At 42.1% G+C, this 20,769-nt stretch carries 21 protein-coding genes; 9 read left to right on the top strand and 12 right to left on the bottom strand.

Going from position 1 to position 20,769, the window contains the following annotated elements; translation table 11 throughout:
* Window positions 1-123: 123 nt before the first annotated feature.
* Together KFQ09_RS12010 and alsR are read right to left on the bottom strand one after the other, a co-directional pair.
* A complete protein-coding gene (locus KFQ09_RS12010) occupies window positions 124-741 on the bottom strand; it encodes a flavin reductase family protein (protein WP_171971362.1) in 618 nt (205 codons plus the stop codon).
* A gap of 59 nt (window positions 742-800) precedes the next feature.
* Entirely contained in the window at window positions 801-1,688 is an 888-nt protein-coding gene (gene alsR, locus KFQ09_RS12005) for an acetoin biosynthesis transcriptional regulator AlsR (protein WP_008343276.1), read from the bottom strand.
* Window positions 1,689-1,838: 150 nt separating this feature from the next.
* Between alsR and alsS the strand changes: the two genes are divergently transcribed.
* The 5 genes from alsS to KFQ09_RS11980 all read left to right on the top strand — a co-directional run bounded on the left by alsS (window position 1,839) and on the right by KFQ09_RS11980 (window position 6,106).
* A complete protein-coding gene (alsS, locus tag KFQ09_RS12000; RefSeq protein ID WP_057078951.1) occupies window positions 1,839-3,539 on the top strand; it encodes an acetolactate synthase AlsS in 1,701 nt (566 codons plus the stop codon).
* Window positions 3,540-3,583: 44 nt separating this feature from the next.
* The gene (gene budA / locus KFQ09_RS11995) at window positions 3,584-4,345 is read left to right on the top strand and encodes an acetolactate decarboxylase (protein ID WP_370529243.1); all 762 of its coding nucleotides are present in this window, start codon (window positions 3,584-3,586) and stop codon (window positions 4,343-4,345) included.
* Window positions 4,346-4,498: 153 nt separating this feature from the next.
* Window positions 4,499-4,975: a chromate efflux transcriptional regulator ChrS gene (locus KFQ09_RS11990; protein ID WP_041091432.1), complete on the top strand. Its 477-nt coding sequence runs from the start codon at window positions 4,499-4,501 to the stop codon at window positions 4,973-4,975.
* A gap of 37 nt (window positions 4,976-5,012) precedes the next feature.
* A complete protein-coding gene (locus tag KFQ09_RS11985; RefSeq protein ID WP_058337158.1) occupies window positions 5,013-5,573 on the top strand; it encodes a chromate efflux transporter ChrB in 561 nt (186 codons plus the stop codon).
* Window positions 5,573-6,106 (top strand): chromate efflux transporter ChrA, encoded by a 534-nt coding sequence (locus KFQ09_RS11980; protein WP_007497548.1) that lies wholly within the window; start codon window positions 5,573-5,575, stop codon window positions 6,104-6,106. The genes KFQ09_RS11985 and KFQ09_RS11980 overlap by 1 nt, the downstream gene beginning before the upstream one ends.
* 40 nt (window positions 6,107-6,146) lie before the next feature.
* Here the strand turns inward: KFQ09_RS11980 and KFQ09_RS11975 are convergent, their stop codons facing one another.
* The gene (locus tag KFQ09_RS11975) at window positions 6,147-7,466 is read right to left on the bottom strand and encodes a UDP-glucose dehydrogenase family protein (RefSeq protein WP_255835692.1); all 1,320 of its coding nucleotides are present in this window, start codon (window positions 7,464-7,466) and stop codon (window positions 6,147-6,149) included.
* Between the two features lie 114 nt (window positions 7,467-7,580).
* Window positions 7,581-7,724 carry a YwzD family small protein gene (locus tag KFQ09_RS11970; protein WP_003214884.1) on the bottom strand — a complete coding sequence of 48 codons (144 nt, stop codon included), beginning with the start codon at window positions 7,722-7,724 and terminating at the stop codon, window positions 7,581-7,583.
* A gap of 186 nt (window positions 7,725-7,910) precedes the next feature.
* On the opposite strand from KFQ09_RS11970, the gene KFQ09_RS11965 reads away from it, so the two are divergent.
* Window positions 7,911-9,518, top strand: a complete 1,608-nt coding sequence (locus KFQ09_RS11965) for an SWIM zinc finger family protein (RefSeq protein ID WP_255835691.1) — start codon at window positions 7,911-7,913, stop codon at window positions 9,516-9,518.
* Entirely contained in the window at window positions 9,505-12,282 is a 2,778-nt protein-coding gene (locus KFQ09_RS11960) for a DEAD/DEAH box helicase (protein ID WP_017360014.1), read from the top strand. The genes KFQ09_RS11965 and KFQ09_RS11960 overlap by 14 nt, the downstream gene beginning before the upstream one ends.
* A 72-nt stretch (window positions 12,283-12,354) precedes the next feature.
* On the opposite strand, the gene KFQ09_RS11955 is transcribed toward KFQ09_RS11960, so the two are convergent.
* The 3 genes from KFQ09_RS11955 to KFQ09_RS11945 all read right to left on the bottom strand — a co-directional run bounded on the left by KFQ09_RS11955 (window position 12,355) and on the right by KFQ09_RS11945 (window position 14,904).
* On the bottom strand, window positions 12,355-13,143 hold the full coding sequence (locus KFQ09_RS11955; RefSeq protein WP_017368190.1) for a YtvA family blue-light photoreceptor: 789 nt from the start codon (window positions 13,141-13,143) through the stop codon (window positions 12,355-12,357).
* Window positions 13,144-13,296: 153 nt separating this feature from the next.
* Complete coding sequence (locus KFQ09_RS11950; RefSeq protein WP_026050164.1) at window positions 13,297-14,157, bottom strand: Cof-type HAD-IIB family hydrolase; 861 nt, start codon at window positions 14,155-14,157, stop codon at window positions 13,297-13,299.
* A gap of 390 nt (window positions 14,158-14,547) precedes the next feature.
* On the bottom strand, window positions 14,548-14,904 hold the full coding sequence (locus KFQ09_RS11945) for a hypothetical protein (protein ID WP_008343305.1): 357 nt from the start codon (window positions 14,902-14,904) through the stop codon (window positions 14,548-14,550).
* A 117-nt stretch (window positions 14,905-15,021) separates the two neighbouring features.
* On the opposite strand from KFQ09_RS11945, the gene KFQ09_RS11940 reads away from it, so the two are divergent.
* Window positions 15,022-15,432, top strand: coding sequence for a YwpF-like family protein (locus KFQ09_RS11940; RefSeq protein WP_003215215.1), 411 nt, complete (start codon window positions 15,022-15,024; stop codon window positions 15,430-15,432).
* A 193-nt stretch (window positions 15,433-15,625) separates the two neighbouring features.
* On the opposite strand, the gene mscL is transcribed toward KFQ09_RS11940, so the two are convergent.
* Window positions 15,626-16,021 carry a large conductance mechanosensitive channel protein MscL gene (gene mscL / locus KFQ09_RS11935; RefSeq protein WP_008343317.1) on the bottom strand — a complete coding sequence of 132 codons (396 nt, stop codon included), beginning with the start codon at window positions 16,019-16,021 and terminating at the stop codon, window positions 15,626-15,628.
* Window positions 16,022-16,147: 126 nt separating this feature from the next.
* Window positions 16,148-16,582 carry a 3-hydroxyacyl-ACP dehydratase FabZ gene (gene fabZ / locus KFQ09_RS11930; RefSeq protein WP_007497564.1) on the bottom strand — a complete coding sequence of 145 codons (435 nt, stop codon included), beginning with the start codon at window positions 16,580-16,582 and terminating at the stop codon, window positions 16,148-16,150.
* Between the two features lie 219 nt (window positions 16,583-16,801).
* Between fabZ and KFQ09_RS11925 the strand changes: the two genes are divergently transcribed.
* A complete protein-coding gene (locus KFQ09_RS11925; RefSeq protein ID WP_255835690.1) occupies window positions 16,802-17,857 on the top strand; it encodes a tetratricopeptide repeat protein in 1,056 nt (351 codons plus the stop codon).
* 14 nt (window positions 17,858-17,871) lie between these two features.
* Here KFQ09_RS11925 and KFQ09_RS11920 read toward each other — a convergent pair whose 3' ends face one another.
* The 3 genes from KFQ09_RS11920 to mbl form a co-directional block, all read right to left on the bottom strand.
* Entirely contained in the window at window positions 17,872-18,690 is an 819-nt protein-coding gene (locus KFQ09_RS11920; protein ID WP_007497568.1) for a flagellar hook-basal body protein, read from the bottom strand.
* A gap of 29 nt (window positions 18,691-18,719) precedes the next feature.
* Window positions 18,720-19,559 carry a flagellar hook-basal body protein gene (locus KFQ09_RS11915; RefSeq protein ID WP_017360018.1) on the bottom strand — a complete coding sequence of 280 codons (840 nt, stop codon included), beginning with the start codon at window positions 19,557-19,559 and terminating at the stop codon, window positions 18,720-18,722.
* Window positions 19,560-19,693: 134 nt separating this feature from the next.
* On the bottom strand, window positions 19,694-20,695 hold the full coding sequence (gene mbl / locus KFQ09_RS11910; protein WP_007497573.1) for a cell shape-determining protein Mbl: 1,002 nt from the start codon (window positions 20,693-20,695) through the stop codon (window positions 19,694-19,696).
* Between the last annotated feature and the right edge of the window lie 74 nt (window positions 20,696-20,769).

Raw genomic sequence — 20,769 nt, 5'->3', positions numbered from 1 at the left:
TCTAGGAAGGGCGAGCACCGGAGCAGAGCGAATTGACATTCGTGAGCACCGAAGCGCAGGACTGACAAGGAATGCGAGGGTTTGTCTACACGCTGGACCCCCGATAGCCTCGGGGTTTAGATGTTATTCCGGCCTCTTCAGTACAAATGGCGTGCCTAAATGGGCATAATCATTCCCCGCTAAACGTGCAACTGGCTTTAATTCATTCGTAAAAATATATCCTTTTTCCGCATTATAGACGGATTCATCTAAATGCGCACACACCACCCGGCCAATGATATGATCGACTGTGATCTCCCCTTCATCATTTTGAAAGGTCAGATGTTTTTCCAGCTGACATTCAAAGCGAATGCGTGCTTCCTTGATTCCTGGCACTGACACCACGCTGCTCTTCACTTGATGAAGACCGGTACGAGTCAGCTCACTCTCTTCCTCTGGCAAAGTAGCAGCTGTTTCATTAATATCTTCAATCATCGCTTCATCACTCACATGGACAACAAATTCTTCCCTGTCGATGATATGTTTTGCTGTATCTTTCATCTCTCCTTGACGACGTCCAATAGAAACAGCGATCAGCGGAGGATGACCGCTGATGACATTAAAGAAACTAAATGGTGCAGCATTGACGATTTCTTCTTTAGAAAGGCTTGTAATAAATGCAATGGGTCTTGGAACGACGGAACCAGATAATACTTTATATGCTTCTTTTCGTGACAACTGATCCATTTGTAATGTAATCACTTCAGACATGCCTCCTCTTGTATGTAACGACATCATACCATACCCCGTTCTCTCTTCCCTTATTCCGGCTCAGCACGATGGAGAATATGATGGACAAGATGAAACAATGCCGGATTATGATTTTCTCGTCTATAAGAAATGGTCCATTCCGCGAGTAGCTGCTCACCTTCAATTGACCGATACACCACATCTAAATTAAATAAACGCCGGGCCGATGTTGGAATGATAGCAATTCCGATTCCCGCTGTGACAAGACCAATGACCATTTGATATTCTGCTGCTTCCTGCACGATATTGGGTGAAAATCCGTACTTTTCACAAAGTAGGACAAAATGCTGATAAAGGGACGGCCATGATTCCTTTGATAAAGAAATAATCGGCTCATCACGAATATCTTCAATCGTGACCGCTTCTTTTTCCGCCAGCGGATGGTTTTTCGGAATCGCAAAAATACATTCACTTTGCTTCATTAAACGACTGACCAATTCTTCTTGCGGTGATGTAGGATGCAAAAAACCAATATCAATCTCACCATTCAAAAGCGCCTCAAGCTGCTGCGGGACAGAGAGCTGTTGCAGCTCAATACTGACAGAGGGGTACAGCTCTCTGAATTCACGGACAACTGGCGGCAGAATATCATATGTCGCTGTACCAACGAAACCGATGATAATCTTCCCAAGCTCCCCTCTTGCCGTATGCCGGGCATGATCAACGGCTTTATCAAGCTGATGCAGCACCCCCCGGACCTCATGTAAAAAAACCTTTCCAGCAGCTGTTAACTCCACCACCCGTTTAGACCGGTGAAACAAAGGAAATCCCAATTCTTCCTCAAACTGCTTAATTTGCTGACTAAGTGGAGGCTGTGTCATGTTCAATCGTGCGGCCGCTCTGCCGAAATGCAGCTCCTCCGCGACTGTGACAAAATACTGCAAATGTCTCAGTTCCATCCTTTCACTCCTCAAACACTTATTCGTGAAACATATTAAAACTACGTTAAACATATATTGGAAAATTTATTTTGTGAAATGTATAGTAAATCATATCATGAAAATATATTTTCATAAAAAATTTTACTTGCCGAAAGGAGTGCGGGGTAAATGAATTCTCAAACACAACCCCTAACAAAACGAGGAGCAGAGTTGATTGTCGATACGCTCATTGCCCAAGGTGTGACCCATGTTTTTGCGATTCCAGGTGCAAAAATTGATGCAGTATTTGATGTATTAAAAGACAGAGGTCCAGAGCTTGTGCTATGCAGACACGAACAAAATGCGGCATTCATGGCAGCAGCTGTCGGTCGTTTAACTGGCAAACCAGGCGTTTGTCTCGTCACATCAGGTCCTGGCGCATCCAATCTAGCGACAGGTCTATTAACAGCCAATACAGAAGGTGACCCTGTTGTTGCAATTGCTGGAAACGTCATCCGTGCGGATCGACTCAAACGAACACATCAATCACTCGACAATGCGGCATTATTCAAACCAGTGACAAAATATAGCGTTGAAGTACAAGACGTAAACAATATACCAGAAGCATTAACAAATGCTTTTCGCGCGGCACAAAGAGGTCAAGCTGGAGCAGCATTTATCAGCTTTCCACAAGATGTCGTGACCGAACACACCACACAAACACCAGTGTCTGCTCACCTTTCTCCAGAACTAGGTCCTGCACCGGATGCTCTCATCAGTTCGGCCATCGCCAAAATTCAAAATGCGCACTTACCTGTTGCAATTGTGGGAATGAAAGCTAGCCGTCCAGCTGCGGCAAATGCGACAAGAACATTATTAAAAACACTTGGTATCCCATTTGTCGAAACGTACCAGGGAGCCGGCGTTCTCTCAAGAGAGCTTGAGCCTCAATATGTGGGCAGAATCGGCTTATTCCGTAATCAGCCAGGGGACCTTCTCATTGAGAAAGCGGATGTGATTTTAACTATTGGCTTTGATCCAATCGAATACGATCCGAAGCATTGGAATTTGAAACCGCAGCAGCGTCAAATCATTCATGTGGATGACATGCAGGCAGATATTGACCATTTCTATGAACCGACGCTTGAGCTTGTGGGCAATATATCTGAAACGGTGCAACATCTAGCCCACGACAGCGTTCCACTTTCATTATGCAAAAAGAACGTAGATCTGGTCACAGAATTACAAGAGCTGTTAAGTGATATCGAAAAAGCACCAGAAAGAGAAAGTCATTTATCACACCCGCTGGATGTCATTCATACGTTGAGACGTATCATCCCAGATGACACGAAAGTGACATGTGATATCGGATCTCATGCCATTTGGATGTCTCGCCACTTCCGTGTTTATGAACCGAACACGTTCCTAGTGAGTAACGGAATGCAAACACTTGGCGTGGCTTTACCATGGGCAATTGCAGCCTCCATATTGAATCCAGATGAAAAGATCATTTCAGTCTCAGGTGATGGCGGTTTTCTCTTCTCCGCCATGGAATTAGAAACAGCCGTGCGCATGAAAACAAATCTCGTTCATCTCGTTTGGAACGACAGCACATACGATATGGTGGCATTCCAGCAGGAAATGAAGTATGACCGTACGTCTTGTGTTGAGTTCGGTCAGATCGACTTAGTGAAATATGCAGAAAGCTTTGGAGCAACTGGATTACGTGTCAACTCACCTGAAGAGCTTTCAACTGTCCTTCAAAAGGGTATAAACATAGAAGGGCCCGTTATTATTGATATACCGATAGACTATCAAGACAACCCAGACCTCGCCAGTCAAAAATGGCCAGAAGTCTTTCGTGAAAAACACACAACGAACGTCAGATAAGACTTCGATACATTACGTTAAAGGAGTGAGCGGACATGGGTATGATGCACCCAATGAATCAACAAAACAACACAATACCGCAGGACAAAAAGCAAGAGGTCTATCAAGTATCAACCATGACCTCCTTGCTGGAAGCCGTATACGATGGAGATTTCTCCCTATCACATATTCCCGAGCACGGTGATTTTGGCATTGGCACATTCAATCAATTAGATGGGGAACTAATCGGCTTTGATGGCGCTTTTTATCGACTGCGCTCTGATGGAACAGCCACACCAGTAACAGATCAAGATTATTCACCATTCTGCTCTCTAGCATTCTTTGAAACGGACATCGTTCATCGAATTGATGCACCGATGACGTCCAAAGAGCTAGAGGAAGAAATCGACCGAATCTTACCGAGCAAAAATGTCTTTTATGCGATCCGCATCGATGGGTCATTCAAAAAGGTTCAAACCCGTACGGTTGAAAAACAGGAAAAACCTTACGTTCCGATGGTAGAAGCAGTTAAGTCACAGCCTATTTTCGATTTCGAAAATATTCGCGGGACAATCGCAGGATTCCGAACACCGCAGTACGCACATGGCATTGCGGTAAGCGGATATCATCTCCACTTTATTGATGATGATCGCAGTGTCGGCGGGCACGTATTTGATTACACTGTGGATCAAGTGACCATTCGAATTTCCCAAAAACGTCACATGAATTTACACCTTCCAAATACGCAGGAGTTCTTCCAAGCAGACATTGATCGTGCTGACCTTGCACAACAAATTGCCAGTGCGGAAAGTAGCCCAGAAAAATAAAATGAACACACCCCGGTGATGCCGGGGTGTTTTTTTATGCAAAAAGATGTTTTATATTCCTTTACCATTTCATTTCGTTACTCAATTGAAAATCAAACATTCTATTCGCAATAAAATATGATAGAATATCAACAGAAGAAAGGTGGTTATACGATGGCACATGAATATCGCATTCCAAACTTAACATTAGATGAAAGAGATAAACAAATTCTTTCCTTAGTACACGAGGACGGGCGTATGTCCTATACAGATTTAGGGAAACAAGTCGGCCTTTCCCGTGTTGCAGTACAAGCCCGTATTCAGCAGCTTATTGAAGCAGGTGTCATTGAACGATTCACCGCTGTCATTAATCCAGCAAAGATCGGCATTCATGTCTCTGTCTTTTTTAACGTAGAGGTTGAGCCGAAATGTTTAGAAACAGTCGCCCTTCAGCTTGAGCAGGAAACAGCCGTCACAAGCCTTTATCATATGACAGGACCAAGCAAACTGCATATGCATGGCATTTTTCAAAATGAACAGGAAATGGAGACGTTCCTGACAAAGAAGCTGTACCCACTTGAAGGCGTCGTCAGTGTTGACTGTCAAATGCTCATTAAACGATACAAAAGCCGAATGGGCATGAAATTGTAGATAGGAGTTGAACCACTTGCAATCATATCTTGAACTCATGATCGCCATGGTGCGAACCGGTATTCTGGGATTTGGCGGAGGACCTTCTGTGATCCCGCTCATTCGCCATGAAGCGGTCGTCAAATACAAATGGATCAATGATGACAAATTTGGAGAAACACTCGCCATCGCCAACGCATTACCTGGACCGATTGCTACGAAAATGTCGGCATACCTCGGCTATCGATTAAAAGGTGTATCTGGCGCCATTGTTGCAACAGCTGCACATATTTTACCGACATGTCTCGCTATGGTGGCACTTGTTACACTTGTCAGCGTCTTAAGCTCTTCAGTCATCATTCAAAATATGATCGGTGCTGTGACACCAGTGATTGCCGTTCTGTTAGGAATGATGGCATATGAATTTGGACAAAAAGCGTTGAAGGGCTTCGGCATGATCTTCGGAATCGCCCTATTCCTTTTGGCATTTGTCGGTCTTCAAGTACTCTCGATTCATCCAGGAATCATTGTCATCATCTTTTTATGTTATGGTGCCTTTCATTTTAGACTGAAAGATCGCTGGAATCGAACAAATAAAGAGAAAGGAGTGTCTTCGTGATGCTGATTCTCTTTTTATTCTGGGCATTCTTCTTATCCAATCTGTTAGGGTATGGTGGAGGACCTGCCTCCATTCCACTCAATTATGAAGAAATCGTCAATCATTTTCATTGGATGACAAACGAAGGGTTCTCCAATATGCTCGCATTAGCCAACGCACTTCCAGGTCCAATCGCTACGAAAATTGCGGCTTATGTAGGCTATGATGTCATGGGATGGCCAGGCTTTATCGTTGCACTGCTTGCGACGGTCCTACCGTCTGCTATTGGATTGATTTTATTGCTAAAACTCATTGATCGTTTTCGCCAATCTTCTGTCGTCAAAGGCATGACTCTATCTGTACAGCCTGTCATTGCGATGATGATGCTTTTATTAACATGGGAAATTGGCGGAGATGCCGTGAAAGCCATTGGCTGGACGCAATCACTTGCCATTGCCGCCATTTCATTTTTCTTTATGACCAAATTCAAATTGCACCCTGCTTTTCTAATAGTGGCTGCATTTTTATATGGCGGATTCATTCTTCCGCATTAACGCAAAAACCGATAACACGTGAAGTTATCGGTTTTTCTCATTACATATAAATAGGAGAGACAGGCCTGCGCCCAATAGAATGATACTCGACCCCAGCTGCTTCTGCCGCTTCAAGCGTATGACAATTCCGGCCATCAAAAATGATCGGCTGCCTCATGAAATCTTTATAAGCTGAAAGTGGAAAGGACTGAATATCCGCCCACTCTGTTAGTATACAGACAGCATCAGCATCCTTTATCGCCTCTTCAATCGTTTGAGCAAAAAAGACTTGATCAGGCAGTTCTTGAGCTGCATTGCGGGCGGCAGCAGGATCATAGGCCACGATCTCCGCTCCTAATTGATGGAGCTGATGAGCGATTGGGATCGACGGCGCCTCTCTTATGTCATCAGTATTCGGCTTAAATGAAAGGCCAAGAAGGGCCATTCTCTTCCCTTCCAAGTTTTCTCCCATTCGCTCCTTCACACTTCGAATATAAGTAGCCCGCTGCTCATTGTTGACTTTGATGACAGCCTTCAATAGCTCAAAATCATGGAACACATGCCCTGCAATTTGAACAAGGGCATTTGTATCCTTCGGAAAACAGGAACCTCCGTAACCAATGCCTGCCCTAAGAAACGAAGCACCAATCCGCTGATCGAGTCCCATCCCCTCTGCAACTCTCTCAACATCAGCTCCCGTTTTTCCACAAATCGAAGCAATTTCATTCATAAAGCTGATTTTTGTGGCAAGAAATGCATTTGATGCGTATTTGATCATCTCTGCGCTTTTCCGATCTGTTCTCACGAATGGAATGTGGAAATCCGCATACATAGACTCTAGCTGATCTAATCCGTTCTTTGTTTCGGCTCCAATCACCAGTCGATCCGCTCGCAGCGTATCTGAGATAGCAGACCCTTCTCGTAAAAATTCTGGATTAGATGCGATAGATAATGGCTCCTTACGACCTAACACGTGATGAATCAAATGATCAATTTGATCGCCCGTTCCGACAGGCACTGTACTTTTCACGACAAGCACTGCGCCTGGCTTTGCTTGTAAGCCCATCTCCTTTGCCGCTTGAAAGACATACTGCAAATCAGCTTGACCGTCTGCCTGTTGCGGGGTACCGACAGCAATCATTAACACGTCAGCCTGCGAATAGGCTGACGCTCCATCAATATGAAAACGAATGCGTCCTTGCTCCATATTCCGTTTGAGCAGTTCTTTTAATCCCGGCTCGTACATCGGAGGATTCCCTTGCTTCAGCTGCATGACCTTCCGCCGGTCAATATCCATACATGTCACGTCGTGACCCGCCTCTGCTAAACACACACCTGTGACAAGCCCTACATACCCACAGCCTGCAATCGCAACCTTCATGACACATCAGCTCCCCCTACTCCTTATGCTTGTAATGTCATCGTATGCCGGGGATTTTCGTTCCATTCATAAAAGCATACAAAAACCCCCTGCTGAGAGAGCAGGGGGCTACTTTTATGAAACAAGGCCATTTCGAATATGAGCAATCAAATTTTCAAGCATTTCTTTTGTTGTGACATCATTTGAATTTTCACCAATATCATGAGCGTACATCAAAATCTTTAAAAACTCTTCTTGATTTAAACCCTTATTATCCATGTCTGTATCCTTTCGATTCCACTAATTTCATTATTATATGCTGTATGGTTGGTTTATGCAATACTCTAATACATCATTCGACAGCTTTTGAAATTTATGACCATTTTCATGAAAAACTTTTTTATAAATCACCATTGAGCTATAATAAAAGAATTGGAATCTTTTACTTGGTTAGGAGCGGATCAAATGCTTCAGCACAACATCAACGAAGAAGAAATCAAACAAACAGCCGAACAGATCAAAGAACTTCTTCCTGCAACAGATGAAAACAAGCAACTCATCAAAAAAGCATTGATTACTTATAGACAGGACAGCGTATATCGGCTCAAGCAAGAGTCTGATACCGAATGGTCAGCTTATGTACATGATGTCGTGGCAGCAAGAGTCCACCTTCATGTGCTGTTTCCAGTGAGAAGCAGCTGCTCATGTCCAGCTGATGGACTATGTAAACATATCCTCGCTGTCTTCTTTTCGCTATACGCTCAAGTAAAGAGTGTGACCGGCTTTACAGAAAATTGGTCAGAGAAGGATGAATTACAGCGCAGCAAAGAACTCATTCGCCAGCACTTCCAAGTGAAGCGCCCAGATGAACAATCACTTCAGAGCTGGTTGAATTTTTTCCAGGAGGAATTTCACCTCTGGCTGAAACGGACACCGAAGCACCAGCAAACACCACAGCATTTGTATTACGGCTATTTATCGATCCTGAAAAAACACGCACCCACTTCACCTGAATTCAAGAGTTTGTATGCGATTCATACGTCCATCGATGTGTGGTTAAGGCTCCATGAGCTAATCGATCTCGGCCGTCTTGATGCCGAAAAAGACTTTTATTCGATGAATCCATATGTAGAACAGCTCATGAACACCATTTTTGATTCAGTGGATCATTTGAGGACATACGCCCTTTCCTTTTCCCTCGATCCGTTTCTTGAAAACACACCAACTGCCGTTCGGACACTTCTTCAAATCAGCGGACCTTTCCAGCATGAACGAGTTGCGGTCTTTATGGAAATGTGGGGAACTATATTAAATAGAGGGAAATGGGTCAAAAAAGAAACAGAACTACTCAAGAGCGCCCAACAGCAGGAGCAAACGGTTGAGCGCACCATTGGGCTGATGCATATGGATTATTTGCTAAAAGAAGACGAAAGACTCTTCCAGCAATTAAAATTGCTCAATGCAGATATGCTGCCGAATGTGCTCAATTGGCTAAAGGATCTCACAAACCGCAAGGACTGGAAGCGTCTCAAACTTTGGTATCAAGAGATCACATATGTATTAGAAGAATATTGCCAGCTTGACCTATCTTATAGAGAACTGCGTGGAGCCGTCAGCGATTTCTTCTTTTATTTAGACGCGTACTTTAAACAGACGAAAGATCATTTCTTGTATGAACGCTATCTCCAAATCTGTATGCCTTATGCATTTACTGAATATAGTCAGCTCTTATATGCACAAGAACGCTATGCAGAATGGATTGAAATACACAGCCTCGTTGGTTTCTCTATCAGTGAGTTGGAGAAAGAATTAATAAAACAGATTGCAAAGGAAGAGCCTGAAGCACTCATTCCTTCATACCACCGGGAAATCTCACTGCTTCTCGATCAAAAGAATCGAAGTGCTTACCGGGAATCTGTGAAAATGCTCAAGAAACTGCGTACGCTTTATCATAAAACGAAGAAAAACGCGGTGTGGGAAAGATATGTACAGCAGCTGCAAGATTCAACAAAACGGCTGCGTGCGTTCCAAGAGGAAATGAAGAAAGGAAAATTAATTGATGACACGCCATAAACAAATTGTCATTCATGCAGAACAAACCGAAGATTTCTCTTTCACCATTTCAGCGCAAGCAGAGGACGGACAGCCTGTACCGCTAAATGAAATGAAGAGGCAGCTTTTCCAATGGCACGAATCATCTTTTTACGGAACATTCTTAGAAGATGTGAGCTTTATTGGCACACCTGCCTTCCTGTTAAGTCCTTGGATGACCGTTGAATTGTTAGGGAAAAATTCATTCAATACTTTCAGCCATGTGACGTTAACGGATGAAACAGAGCCGCTTATGAAAACAGCCTCAACCATTTACGAATTCATCGAGGATGAAGATTTTGTCCCAGATTTCGAGGCTTGGACAAAAGGGATGCTTCGCTTTAAAGACAAAGAAGGCCTGTTAGATGGCTACACAGCTGATTGGTTCTCCTTTGCCGTACAGGATTACATTCAATATGATGATGCCTTGCAGCACAAATGGAACCGAATGACTGCACAATCGCCTGCTCTTTCCTCCTTCCAAGGTCATTTTTTAGATGAACAGGATTTCTTGGAAACGATCGGCTGGATTGATGATGAGACGCCTTTCACTGTCGGCTTGCGTTTAAATGAGCCTGATTTCGACGGAGATGATTGGAAAATTGAATTGTTTTTGCGTGATAAGAAAAACAGTGATCTGCATTTCTTTGAAGGCATCCGTTCTTTAAAAAAATCATGGCGTCCGTTTCAAGAAAAAATCACCAGAGAGCTAGAGCGGTTCGGTCAGATTGTCCCTTGGCTCTCATTTACATCTGGTACCACCCTCATGTCAGAAGAAGAAGCGTGGCTCTTCCTATCTGAAGCGAGTGAAACACTTGTGAACATGGGGATTGAGATCCTGCTTCCATCATGGTGGCAAATCGTCAAAGAAAGCACCATGATGCTAAAAGCACGGATTTCCTCCACACCACGAGGCGAATCGCACGTTGGAATGGATGCCCTTATGGACTTTAATTGGCGCTTTGCCACAAATGGGATTGAGCTGACAGAAGATGAGTTCAACGAGCTTGTTCAAAGTAAACGTCGTCTTGTCAACATTCGTGGACAATGGATTAAAATTGATCCGACCTTTATCCAGCAAATGAAGAAATGGATGGAGCGCGCTGAGAACGAAGGACTTCATATGTCGGATATTTTATCACGTGAACTCGCAGACCAAGAAGCCTCTTCTGAGTCGATTCCTGAGCTGCTAGACAGTTCAGCCTTTGCCCATATTCAATTTGAACTTTCGTCTCAATTACGAGGGCTTGTTCATCAGTTAAATGATACACAAGAACTGCCATCCTATGAGATGAGTGAGTCCTTTAAGGGCACACTGCGCCCGTATCAGCAACACGGTGTCAACTGGCTTCTGTTCTTAAGGTCTCATGGATTCGGGGCTTGTTTAGCAGATGATATGGGGCTTGGAAAAACGATTCAAATGATCGCTTATTTCACCTATTTGAAGGAGCATCAACAAGACGCTGCTCCATCTCTCATCATTGCACCGACTTCCGTATTAGGGAACTGGCAAAGAGAGCTTGAAACATTCGCACCACATTTGAATGTCGCTCTGCATTATGGACCGTCACGTCCACAAGGTGAGAACTTTACAAAAGCGTACGAATCAACAGATATCGTCCTCACTTCGTATGGTCTCTCACATTCTGACCGTGATGAATTAACAGCAGCCAAATGGAATACCATTTGCTTAGACGAAGCCCAGAACATTAAAAATGCCCATACGAAACAATCGAGAGCCATTAGGCAATTAAAAGGACAGCACCACATTGCCCTCAGCGGGACACCGATGGAGAACCGCTTGACAGAGCTTTGGTCTATTTTCGACTTCGTGAACAAAGGATATCTCGGCAGCCTGACCAGTTTTCATAAAAAGTTCGTCCTTCCGATTGAAAAAGACCGTGAAGAAAAAAGAATCCAACAGCTGCAGCAGCTGATCAAGCCATTCTTATTAAGACGAACAAAACAAGATGAAGAAGTCGCACTCAATCTGCCAGAGAAACTAGAAGAAAAAGAATTCATCCCGTTATCTGCAGAGCAGGCATCTTTATATGAACAGCTGGTCAAAGATACATTCGAACATATGGCCTCATTAACAGGGATGCAGCGGAAAGCCATCATTCTAAGTATGCTTGGCAGACTCAAACAAATTTGCGATCACCCTGCTCTTTATTTAAAAGAGAGCGGAACAGACGTGAAATTGTTGAAACGTTCATTAAAAATGGATAAATTAGCAGAGCTGTTAAAAGCCATACACGAACAAGGAGAAAGCTGTCTCATTTTTACGCAGTATATTGAAATGGGCAACATGATCAAACAGCTGGCTGAAAAGATGTTTGGAGAACCAGTTCAATTTTTAAATGGGAGCTTATCAAAACATGATCGGGACAAAATGGTGGAACGCTTCCAGAAAAAAGAGTTCAACATCTTAATTCTTTCTTTAAAAGCAGGAGGAACCGGACTAAACTTAACCGCCGCCAATCATGTCATTCACTACGATAGATGGTGGAATCCTGCTGTAGAAAACCAAGCAACAGACCGTGCTTACCGCATCGGGCAAAAGCGGTTTGTTCACGTCCATAAGATGATCACAACCGGCACGATAGAGGAAAAAATTGATCAAATGCTCGAAACAAAACAAACGTTAAATGATCAAATTATCCAAAGTGAAAGCTGGATTACAGAGCTGTCAACGAACGAACTAGAAGATTTATTCACGTTAAGTGCAGCCGCTCAATCATCGTAATGACAGCAAAAAGAGGACTTTTCTCAAACTTGATGAAAAGTCCTCTTTTTTTAATCTCATATAAAGGAATGCTTAAATTTGTAGCTTTTTCAATGCAGATTTCACATTCATATACGTATTCAACTCACGGAAGTCCTCTCTCATTTCTCCCATTTTCTTCGCAAGATTTGGTTTAATACCTGTCACGATCAGTTCAGTGCCAGTCATTAAAATCAAATCGTTCAGCTTAAAGATCGCATCCGCCACAAATGAATCCACCTCTAATAAACCAGACAGATCCACAATGAAGTAATCATCTTTGGATTGAGAGATATAAGTGGAGACCGTTGAGATGATTTTATCAAATCTTGGCGCTGTTAACGTACCAATGATCGGCAGTACAGAAATACCATCCTTCACCGGAACAATCGGGACAGAAATATTCAATACTTCATCAATAGATTGCTCAAGAAGCTCTTGCTGTTCCTTCTCTTTCGTAACATCCTTTTGCAGACCGACGAAATAAAGGCGTTTCCCTTCATTTTCATCAATCCATAGAGGCGCCACACTTAACTCGTTCCAAAACATTTGACCAGATTTTTTATAGTTTTTCAACTGTACAGTGACAGCCTCTTTGTTTTCAATGGCTGCCCTAATTTGTTTGAGAGCAATCTGTTCAGTTTCATCTCCTTGAAGGAAACGACAGTTCTTTCCTAATACTTCGGTTTCTTGATAGCCTGTCATATCTAAAAAGCCCTTGTTCACATATATTAAAGGATTATCAGGTAAAGACGGGTCCGTCACCGTCAGGCCAACCTGAGTATAGTCTAAGGCTTCCTTGATTAAATGCAGATTGTCGGACTTATAAGATTCCAGCGCCATTCGTTTACTCTCCTTAACTTCCTTACAAGCGGGTTATATTCATAATTAAATTATATGATGTTCCATAGCAGGTGTAAATAGAAGTAGTTCTGAATTCCTCTTTTGTAGAATGCGCTTCATCCTATGTCATTTATACAAATACATACGATTCAATTATTTCAAAAGATGTTGAATCATATGTGCCACACCATGTTCATCATTTGTTAACGTGACGTGATCAGCTAATTCTTTTATATCCTTTCTCGCATTCCCCATTGCAATTCCAACCCCAGCTGCCCGAATCATCGATTCATCATTTAAACTGTCTCCTACAGCCGCTGTTTGGCTTAATGGAATACCGAGGTTTTCTGCCAGCCTCGTTAACGCCTGCCCTTTCGACGCTTCCTTTGCTCCAATTTCAAAGTTATGATCAGCCGAACTAACCAATGTTAATTCAGAATCATGTCCAAACGCATCCCATCCGGCTTTCAATCTGTCTTGAAAAAATGAGAAACCTAAGATGTTATAAAATGAAAGCTTCTGATCCTCACGAAACAATTCTTGATATGTATCAATATAAGCAAAACCTGACTGGCTGTATTGAACTTCAGCCGCTTGCTCAAGAACACGCTGATCCGTTTCTGGATTTGCACTCTTTAAGCGGTCCATTTCTATCGCCAGAAGCTCCCTGCCGCGGTTTGGTGTGTAAATGGCTTCATTCGTAAACACTTCATAGTAATAATCACGCTCTTCAAGCCATGATAAGATGTGTTTTGCTTTTTCTTCTTCTAGAACAGCCGAATGATATACTTGACCTTCTGGATCATGAATCACAGCTCCATTTGCACTGATGACCCACGTATTCATCCCAAGCTGATCAAAAATAGATTTCACATCAAAATACGCTCTTCCTGTTGAAACGACAACCTCAATCCCACTCGCCGCTGCTTCCTTTAACGCCTGCTCGTTTTCCTGACTCACTTTGTGCTCACTGTTCAATAAAGTTCCGTCTAAATCCGTTGCGATTAATTGAATGTTTGTCATCGGTCTCTCCTTTTTTGCCTGCATTTTCAGTTGACCTTCCGTTTATCAAATCCATCATCATTATGAAATGAGTATCCACTATTTGCAAGGAATGATCGGCTTATCAATGAATATAAGAGTACCCGGTCACGCTACATGACCGGATACGCATAAGGGGATTCACAGGGGACACATGACTGATACAAAGAAACCTTGGTTCTACTATTACGCAGTGAATATGTGTACAAGGCAAAGTCTATCAGCTATAGCTAGAGGGGGCCACGAGATGCTAGACCTTTGCCTTTTGCCTCCTTTCCTTTCAGCTAACCCTAGTCTACTGAGAAATAGCACAAGAGACAAAAAACGAAAATGACAAAATCGTTCTTCAAATTCTTTATTTCCTCAATCATTTTTACTTTTTACCGCTTGTGTATAAAACATCATCTTATTTTGTTTGACGAAATACTTATTTTTCATAAATTGATAAAAAACATCTGAATGAATCCAATTACTAGAAGGCATGTGAATATAGTCAGACCCGTCCCACGCGAACCAATAAAAACAAAGCCTTCCATCATGAATTGACAATTGAAATTCAAAACAGTCCATTTGATCGTCTGTCACGTATTGAAAAGTGAGGGACTCCCCTTCTTCCATATACACATCACAAAATGAGAGAATATCTCCCCATGTATAGACCCTCACATTGCTTTCCTTTTCCTCACCAATATGTATGTTTCGAAGTTGATAGGACTCCATAAAACATCTCCTTTCACTTATATGCAGCTAGTTCTGAGTAGGCAGCGGTTTCATTTATACAGATGTTGTATGCTATAATGATACTTACGAATAATGAACGCTTGTGAGGTGATAAATATGAAAACCTTTAGGCTGATTGATTTAAAAATCGAACTTGATCCAAAGCAAGATAAAATGTCCAGCATTCCCCTTCGTGACGGCTTAATCATTAATAAAGAAGATGGCGAAAATCACTGGATGATCGAGGCACTGATTCCAAAGAAGCATAGACAAGTGTTTGAGGTGCTCTTCCAGCAGCATACAGAAGTAAAGATTCTCGTGACGATTACAAAAGAAAACAACCGCCCTGTTCATCTATCGGTCCAAGTCAAAAACATCGTTGCCTTAGAAGAAAACATATCTGTATTACTCGACGGTAAAATGATCACAAATCGTTACAGAACAGAAACCGAAGAAGTATTAAAAGACCTCGTCAAAGAGGGGCTATCAGGAGAAAAACTGCTGGATGCTTTTAAACAGAACACATAAAAAAGAGCGGGATGAGCCGCTCTTAGATGGTTGACAAAGGGCTAAAATGAACTTTATTTTAGCCCTTTGTCTTCCTTTTCAGCGTGATAGAAAACCTTTGAAGTGTCTAGGAAGGGCGAGCACCGGAGCACAGCCCTGACAAAGAATGCGAGGGTTTGTCTACACGCTGAGAGCGGGATGAGCCGCTCTTTTTCTATTGCACATCTTTCGATTGGCTTTGTTTTTTCAATAAATCTCTAATTTCGGTTAACAACACTTCCGTTTGATCTGGCGTTTCAACCACTTCTTCTTCCTCTACCTTTTTCCGTTTTAATTTATTTAAATAACGAATAAAGATAAAAATGGAAAAGGAGATAATCAAGAAGTCGACCACTGTTTGAATGAAACTTCCATACAAAATTTGAGCAGAACCGATTTTAATAGACAATCCACTAAAATCATGCCCCCCAACAATAATACCAACAAGCGGCATAATTAAATCATTCACAAGAGAAGTGACAATTTTGCCAAATGCTCCCCCGATGATGACACCGACAGCCAGGTCAATTACATTCCCCTTGACGGCAAACTCTCTAAATTCTTTCAGCATTCTTTATCACCTTCATCTTTTTTTGTCTAATATGACGTTTTTTTGTCAAAAAAGCAAGTCCTTATCCGCTTGGGCTGAATGTTTCCATATAAAAAACGGTTCATACATGATGAACCGTCAGACATATTACGATACTTTCGGACCGATAGAAAATGTCAGTTCTGCTTCACATGCCACTTCGCCATCTACTGTTGCAACTGCTTTTCCTTTGGCAACTGGACCGCGAAGACGCGTGACTTCAACCTCTAAACGTAGCTGATCGCCGGGCTTGACCTGTCTTTTGAATCGGCAGCTGTCAATCCCTGCAAACAAACCAATTTTCCCTTTGTTCTCTTCTTTACCTAACATGATGACCCCAAAAACTTGAGCGAGCGCTTCTACAATAAGCACACCTGGCATGACGGGGTATCCTGGGAAATGGCCATTAAAAAATTCTTCATTTACTGTGACATTTTTGATTCCAACCGCTCTTTTCTCACCATCAACTTCTAAAATACGGTCAACCAATAAAAATGGATAACGGTGTGGAATAATGTCTTGAATTTGCTGAGCATCAAGCATGTCTTGATCTCTCCTTCTTTTCTATATCGCTAATCTTCATTTGATTCCTATTGAAGTATATTATGAATGCAGTCATTTTTCAATGTCTAGCCAACAATTATGGTAAAAAATAACATCTATTATTACCTATTGTCATGAAATATAATCCACTCTACACTCATCGTTTTTTCACAAATATGGTAATATATATTACATCATTGATTGAATAAGAGGGTAAAAATGAATTTTATAAGCGATAAATCCATTAAAAAACTTCTCCATTCGTGGTATACAATGCTAAAACATCGACACTTTTCGAAGGCTGAAGAGATCAAAACGTCCTTAACCAAATATAAACGTAGATTGTCAAAGAAACAGGAGCTTCATTTACATTATCAGCTTATGCTTTTTCGCCATCAGCTCTGGATGAACCAAACAGAAGACTTAGAAAAACTGAAGCATGAACTCATGCTCCAAAAAGATCAAATGAACGATCAACTACAATATTATTTTTACTTTTTTCTCGGTTTATACGAATCTTTAAAGAGCGATCAAAATGATGCCATTCATTATCTTGAAAAAGCAGAAGAAAAACTGCCCCTGCTAGACGATGAGCTAGAGGAAGCGGAGTTTCATTTCCGTACAAGTGGTGTTTATTATAACAACCGCTATTCACTGTTATCCATTCGACATGTTGAAAAAGCCATGGATATCTTTGCAAAGCACGGGGATATCCACAGCATTTATCGGTGCAAAATTGTGCTCGCACTTAACTTTAGTGATCAAAAAAAATATGAAGCAGCAGAAGCTATTTTTATTGAAATTATCGAATACGTGAAAATGATTGATGACCAAGAACTGCTTGGTATCGTGTATTATGACGCTGGTTTTATCAAGTCAAGACAAAACCGTCATAAGGAAGCACTAGAATACTTTAAAAAAGCGCTTCGGCTCCCAGCATACCGGAAATCTGCCCACTCCTATGTATCGTGTCTCTATGAAACTGTGCGTTCCTGCTTTAAAGAGAATTTAACTGATGAAGGAATGAAGTATATTCAAAAAGGACTAAAAGAAGCCGTTGATGCCCAATTTGATCTATTAAGAATCAAGTTCCAAATTTTATTCCTTCTCTACAGCCAAACGCCCAAGGCAGATGAACAGATTGCTACACTCGTCACATGTCTTGAACGAAAAGAAGCCTGGATTGATCTTGAAGATCTGCTTGCAGATGTCTCAGATTTTTATAAAAAAAAGGGCGACTTTGAGCGAGCCGCCTTTTTTATCATGAGAGGCTGACATCCGCCTGCTCATTATCGAATGGTATTAATGAGTCCTAGCATCTGATCGCCCATCGTAATGGTTCTTGAGTTCATCTGATACGAACGCTGTGTTGTCATGAGGTCTGTTAATTCTTTAGACATGTCCACATTCGACGTTTCAAGTGCACCTTGCTGAAGTTGAATGGCCTGACGGTTTGCCCCATTCAGTGCCGTTAAAGCGCCTTGATAGTTGCCGTCGACTGAGAACAAATTTTCTCCTTCAGAGATGAGTGCTGAAGAATTATTCACTTGAACAACCCCAAGGTTCACCTGCTGATTCGGTTGATTGCCTCGAGAAATAGCTGTAAGCCGGCCATTTTTATCGATAGAAATATCACGGAAATTCGCATTTAAGACAATCTCATTCCCGTTTTCGTCAAGAATCGGATGGCCTTCGCTTGTCACCAGCTGGACTTGATTCCGATTATTTCCTGGCTGTAAATAAAGAGAGCCATCTCTTGTATACCGGATGTTACCGCCAGCATTGACCTGCAAATACTGAGATGGCGCACCAAATGCAACATCAAGGTCACGGCCTGTTTCTTTAATAGACCCTTGCAATGAGTTAATGGATGCATTGACCATTGTTCCAGTTCCAAGCCTTAAACCAGCAGGTGTCAGACGACTGTTTGCCACCTGCTCATTTTTTTCATCTACCTGATTAAACTGTTGTCTGACCAGCTCTGAAAAACGGGTGTTTTTCGCGCGATACCCTGTTGTTTCACTGTTTGCGATGTTATTACTAATGATATCAAGCTGCTTTTGCACCTCGTTCATCGACACAGCTGCATTGATCATCGTTCTAAGCATGAGAATCCTCCTCTCTCTTCATTTCTTCATTAATACACTCTTCCGATTTCGTTCACTGCTTTTTCTAAACTCTTATCATATGCCTGAACCACTTTTTGGTTTGTTTCAAATGCGCGGTAGGCTGTTGTCATTTCTGTATATGATTTCGTCACATCAACGTTCGACAGCTCTGATACACCTTGGCTTAATGTATAGGACATTTGACCGTTATTGACCGCACTTGGAAGAGGCTGATTATCAGCTGTACGGTATAAATCATTTCCTTCACGCGCAAGGTTTCTTGTATCCATTGCAACACGTACATCAATTTGTCCAAGGTTTTGTCCGTTTTCACTCACGGTTCCATCTGCGTTCACTTTGAAATTCTCACTTTGAACGGTAATCGGCTGGCCCGTCACGGAAAGAAGGGCACGTCCATTGATCGTCAACTGATTTTGATCATTCAATGTAATGGAACTGCTTTTCGTATAACGAACGCCTTCTGGTGTATTCACAGCATAAAAAAGCGCTGACTTTTGATTTGTCTCTGGGTTGATGGGTACATTATTTTCTACTAATGCGATATCCGTTGTTTGATCCGTTGTTTTTAATGTTCCTTGTGTAAATTGAGGAATTAACTCCTGCATGTATGTTCCCGTATTAATTCCGCCAATCGCCGTTTGCTGCGGGATACTAAAGCCTTTGCCTGAAGATGTTTGGAAACGTCCTGATTCCATTCGGCTTAGAAGCATTTCTGGAAATGCGCGCATGGCCCCTTCATCTGCTTTATAGCCTGGAGTATTCGCATTTGCGATATTATTTGAAAGCATTTCTGTCCGCCGCTCTTGAGCGATCATGGCAGATGTTGCGGTGTATAGTCCTTTTAACACGTGCTCACCTCATTCAAATTCTTTCACATGACCTAAAATCATCAGTACACAATCTTCTATGAAATATATCGGCATATTGGCAGGCTTCTTTAATAAAAATCCCCCATTCTTTCTAAAAAGAATGAGGGAAATCATTAGCTGAGTTTACGCTTTGGCAGCTTGTCCATATTATCAAGCATCACGCCAGTACCAACTGCTACACAATCCATTGGATTTTCTGCAACGAAAACTGGTACTTTCAGCTCTTCTGCAAGCAATTGATCAAGCCCGTTTAGAAGCGCTCCGCCACCAGTAATGATGACGCCGCGGTCAATGATATCAGCTGATAATTCAGGTGGTGTTCTTTCAAGAACTTGTTTCGCAGCCTGAACAATGGCAGATACAGATTCACGTAATGCTTCTTCTACTTCTTTGCTTGTGACGGTAATCGTTCTTGGTAATCCTGTCACCATATCTCGTCCACGAATCGAGATCTCTTCGTGACGTGCGTCTGGGAATACCGTTGCAACTTGGATCTTAATGTCCTCTGCAGTTCGCTCACCGATCAACAGCTTGTACTCTTTTTTGATGTAGTTGAGAATTTCCAGATCAAATTTGTCTCCAGCCATTTTAATAGAAGAGGCGGTTACAATGTCACCCATCGAGATGACAGCGATATCTGTCGTTCCGCCTCCAATATCTACGACCATGTTTCCACTTGGCTGAAAAATATCCATACCAGCACCAATTGCTGCTACTTTTGGCTCTTCTTCAAGAAATACATGCTTCCCGCCGCTTTTTTCAGCAGCTTCTTTGATTGCCTTCTGCTCAACAGATGTAATGTTTGTCGGGCAGCAGATGAGCATACGCGGCTTAGAGAACAGCCCTTTCACATTCAATTTGTTAATAAAATGCTTGAGCATCGCTTCAGTTACTTCAAAATCAGCAATTACGCCATCTTTTAATGGACGAATCGCAACAATATTCCCAGGCGTACGTCCAACCATACGTCTCGCTTCTTCTCCAACAGCTAATACTTTCCCACTGTTTTTATCAAGAGCGACAACAGATGGTTCATTTAACACAATTCCTTTTCCTTTGACATGAATCAGTACATTTGCAGTACCAAGATCAATTCCAATATCCCTAGCAAACATCTATATATATCCTCCTTGAAAATCTGTTTCCATAGCAAATACCACATTCTGCCCTAATTATATATTCTATCATA

The sequence above is a fragment of the Bacillus sp. FS02 genome, assembly GCF_024398395.1.
Lineage (GTDB): Bacteria > Bacillota > Bacilli > Bacillales > Bacillaceae > Bacillus > Bacillus altitudinis.
This window is presented reverse-complemented; position numbering and strand designations above follow the sequence as displayed.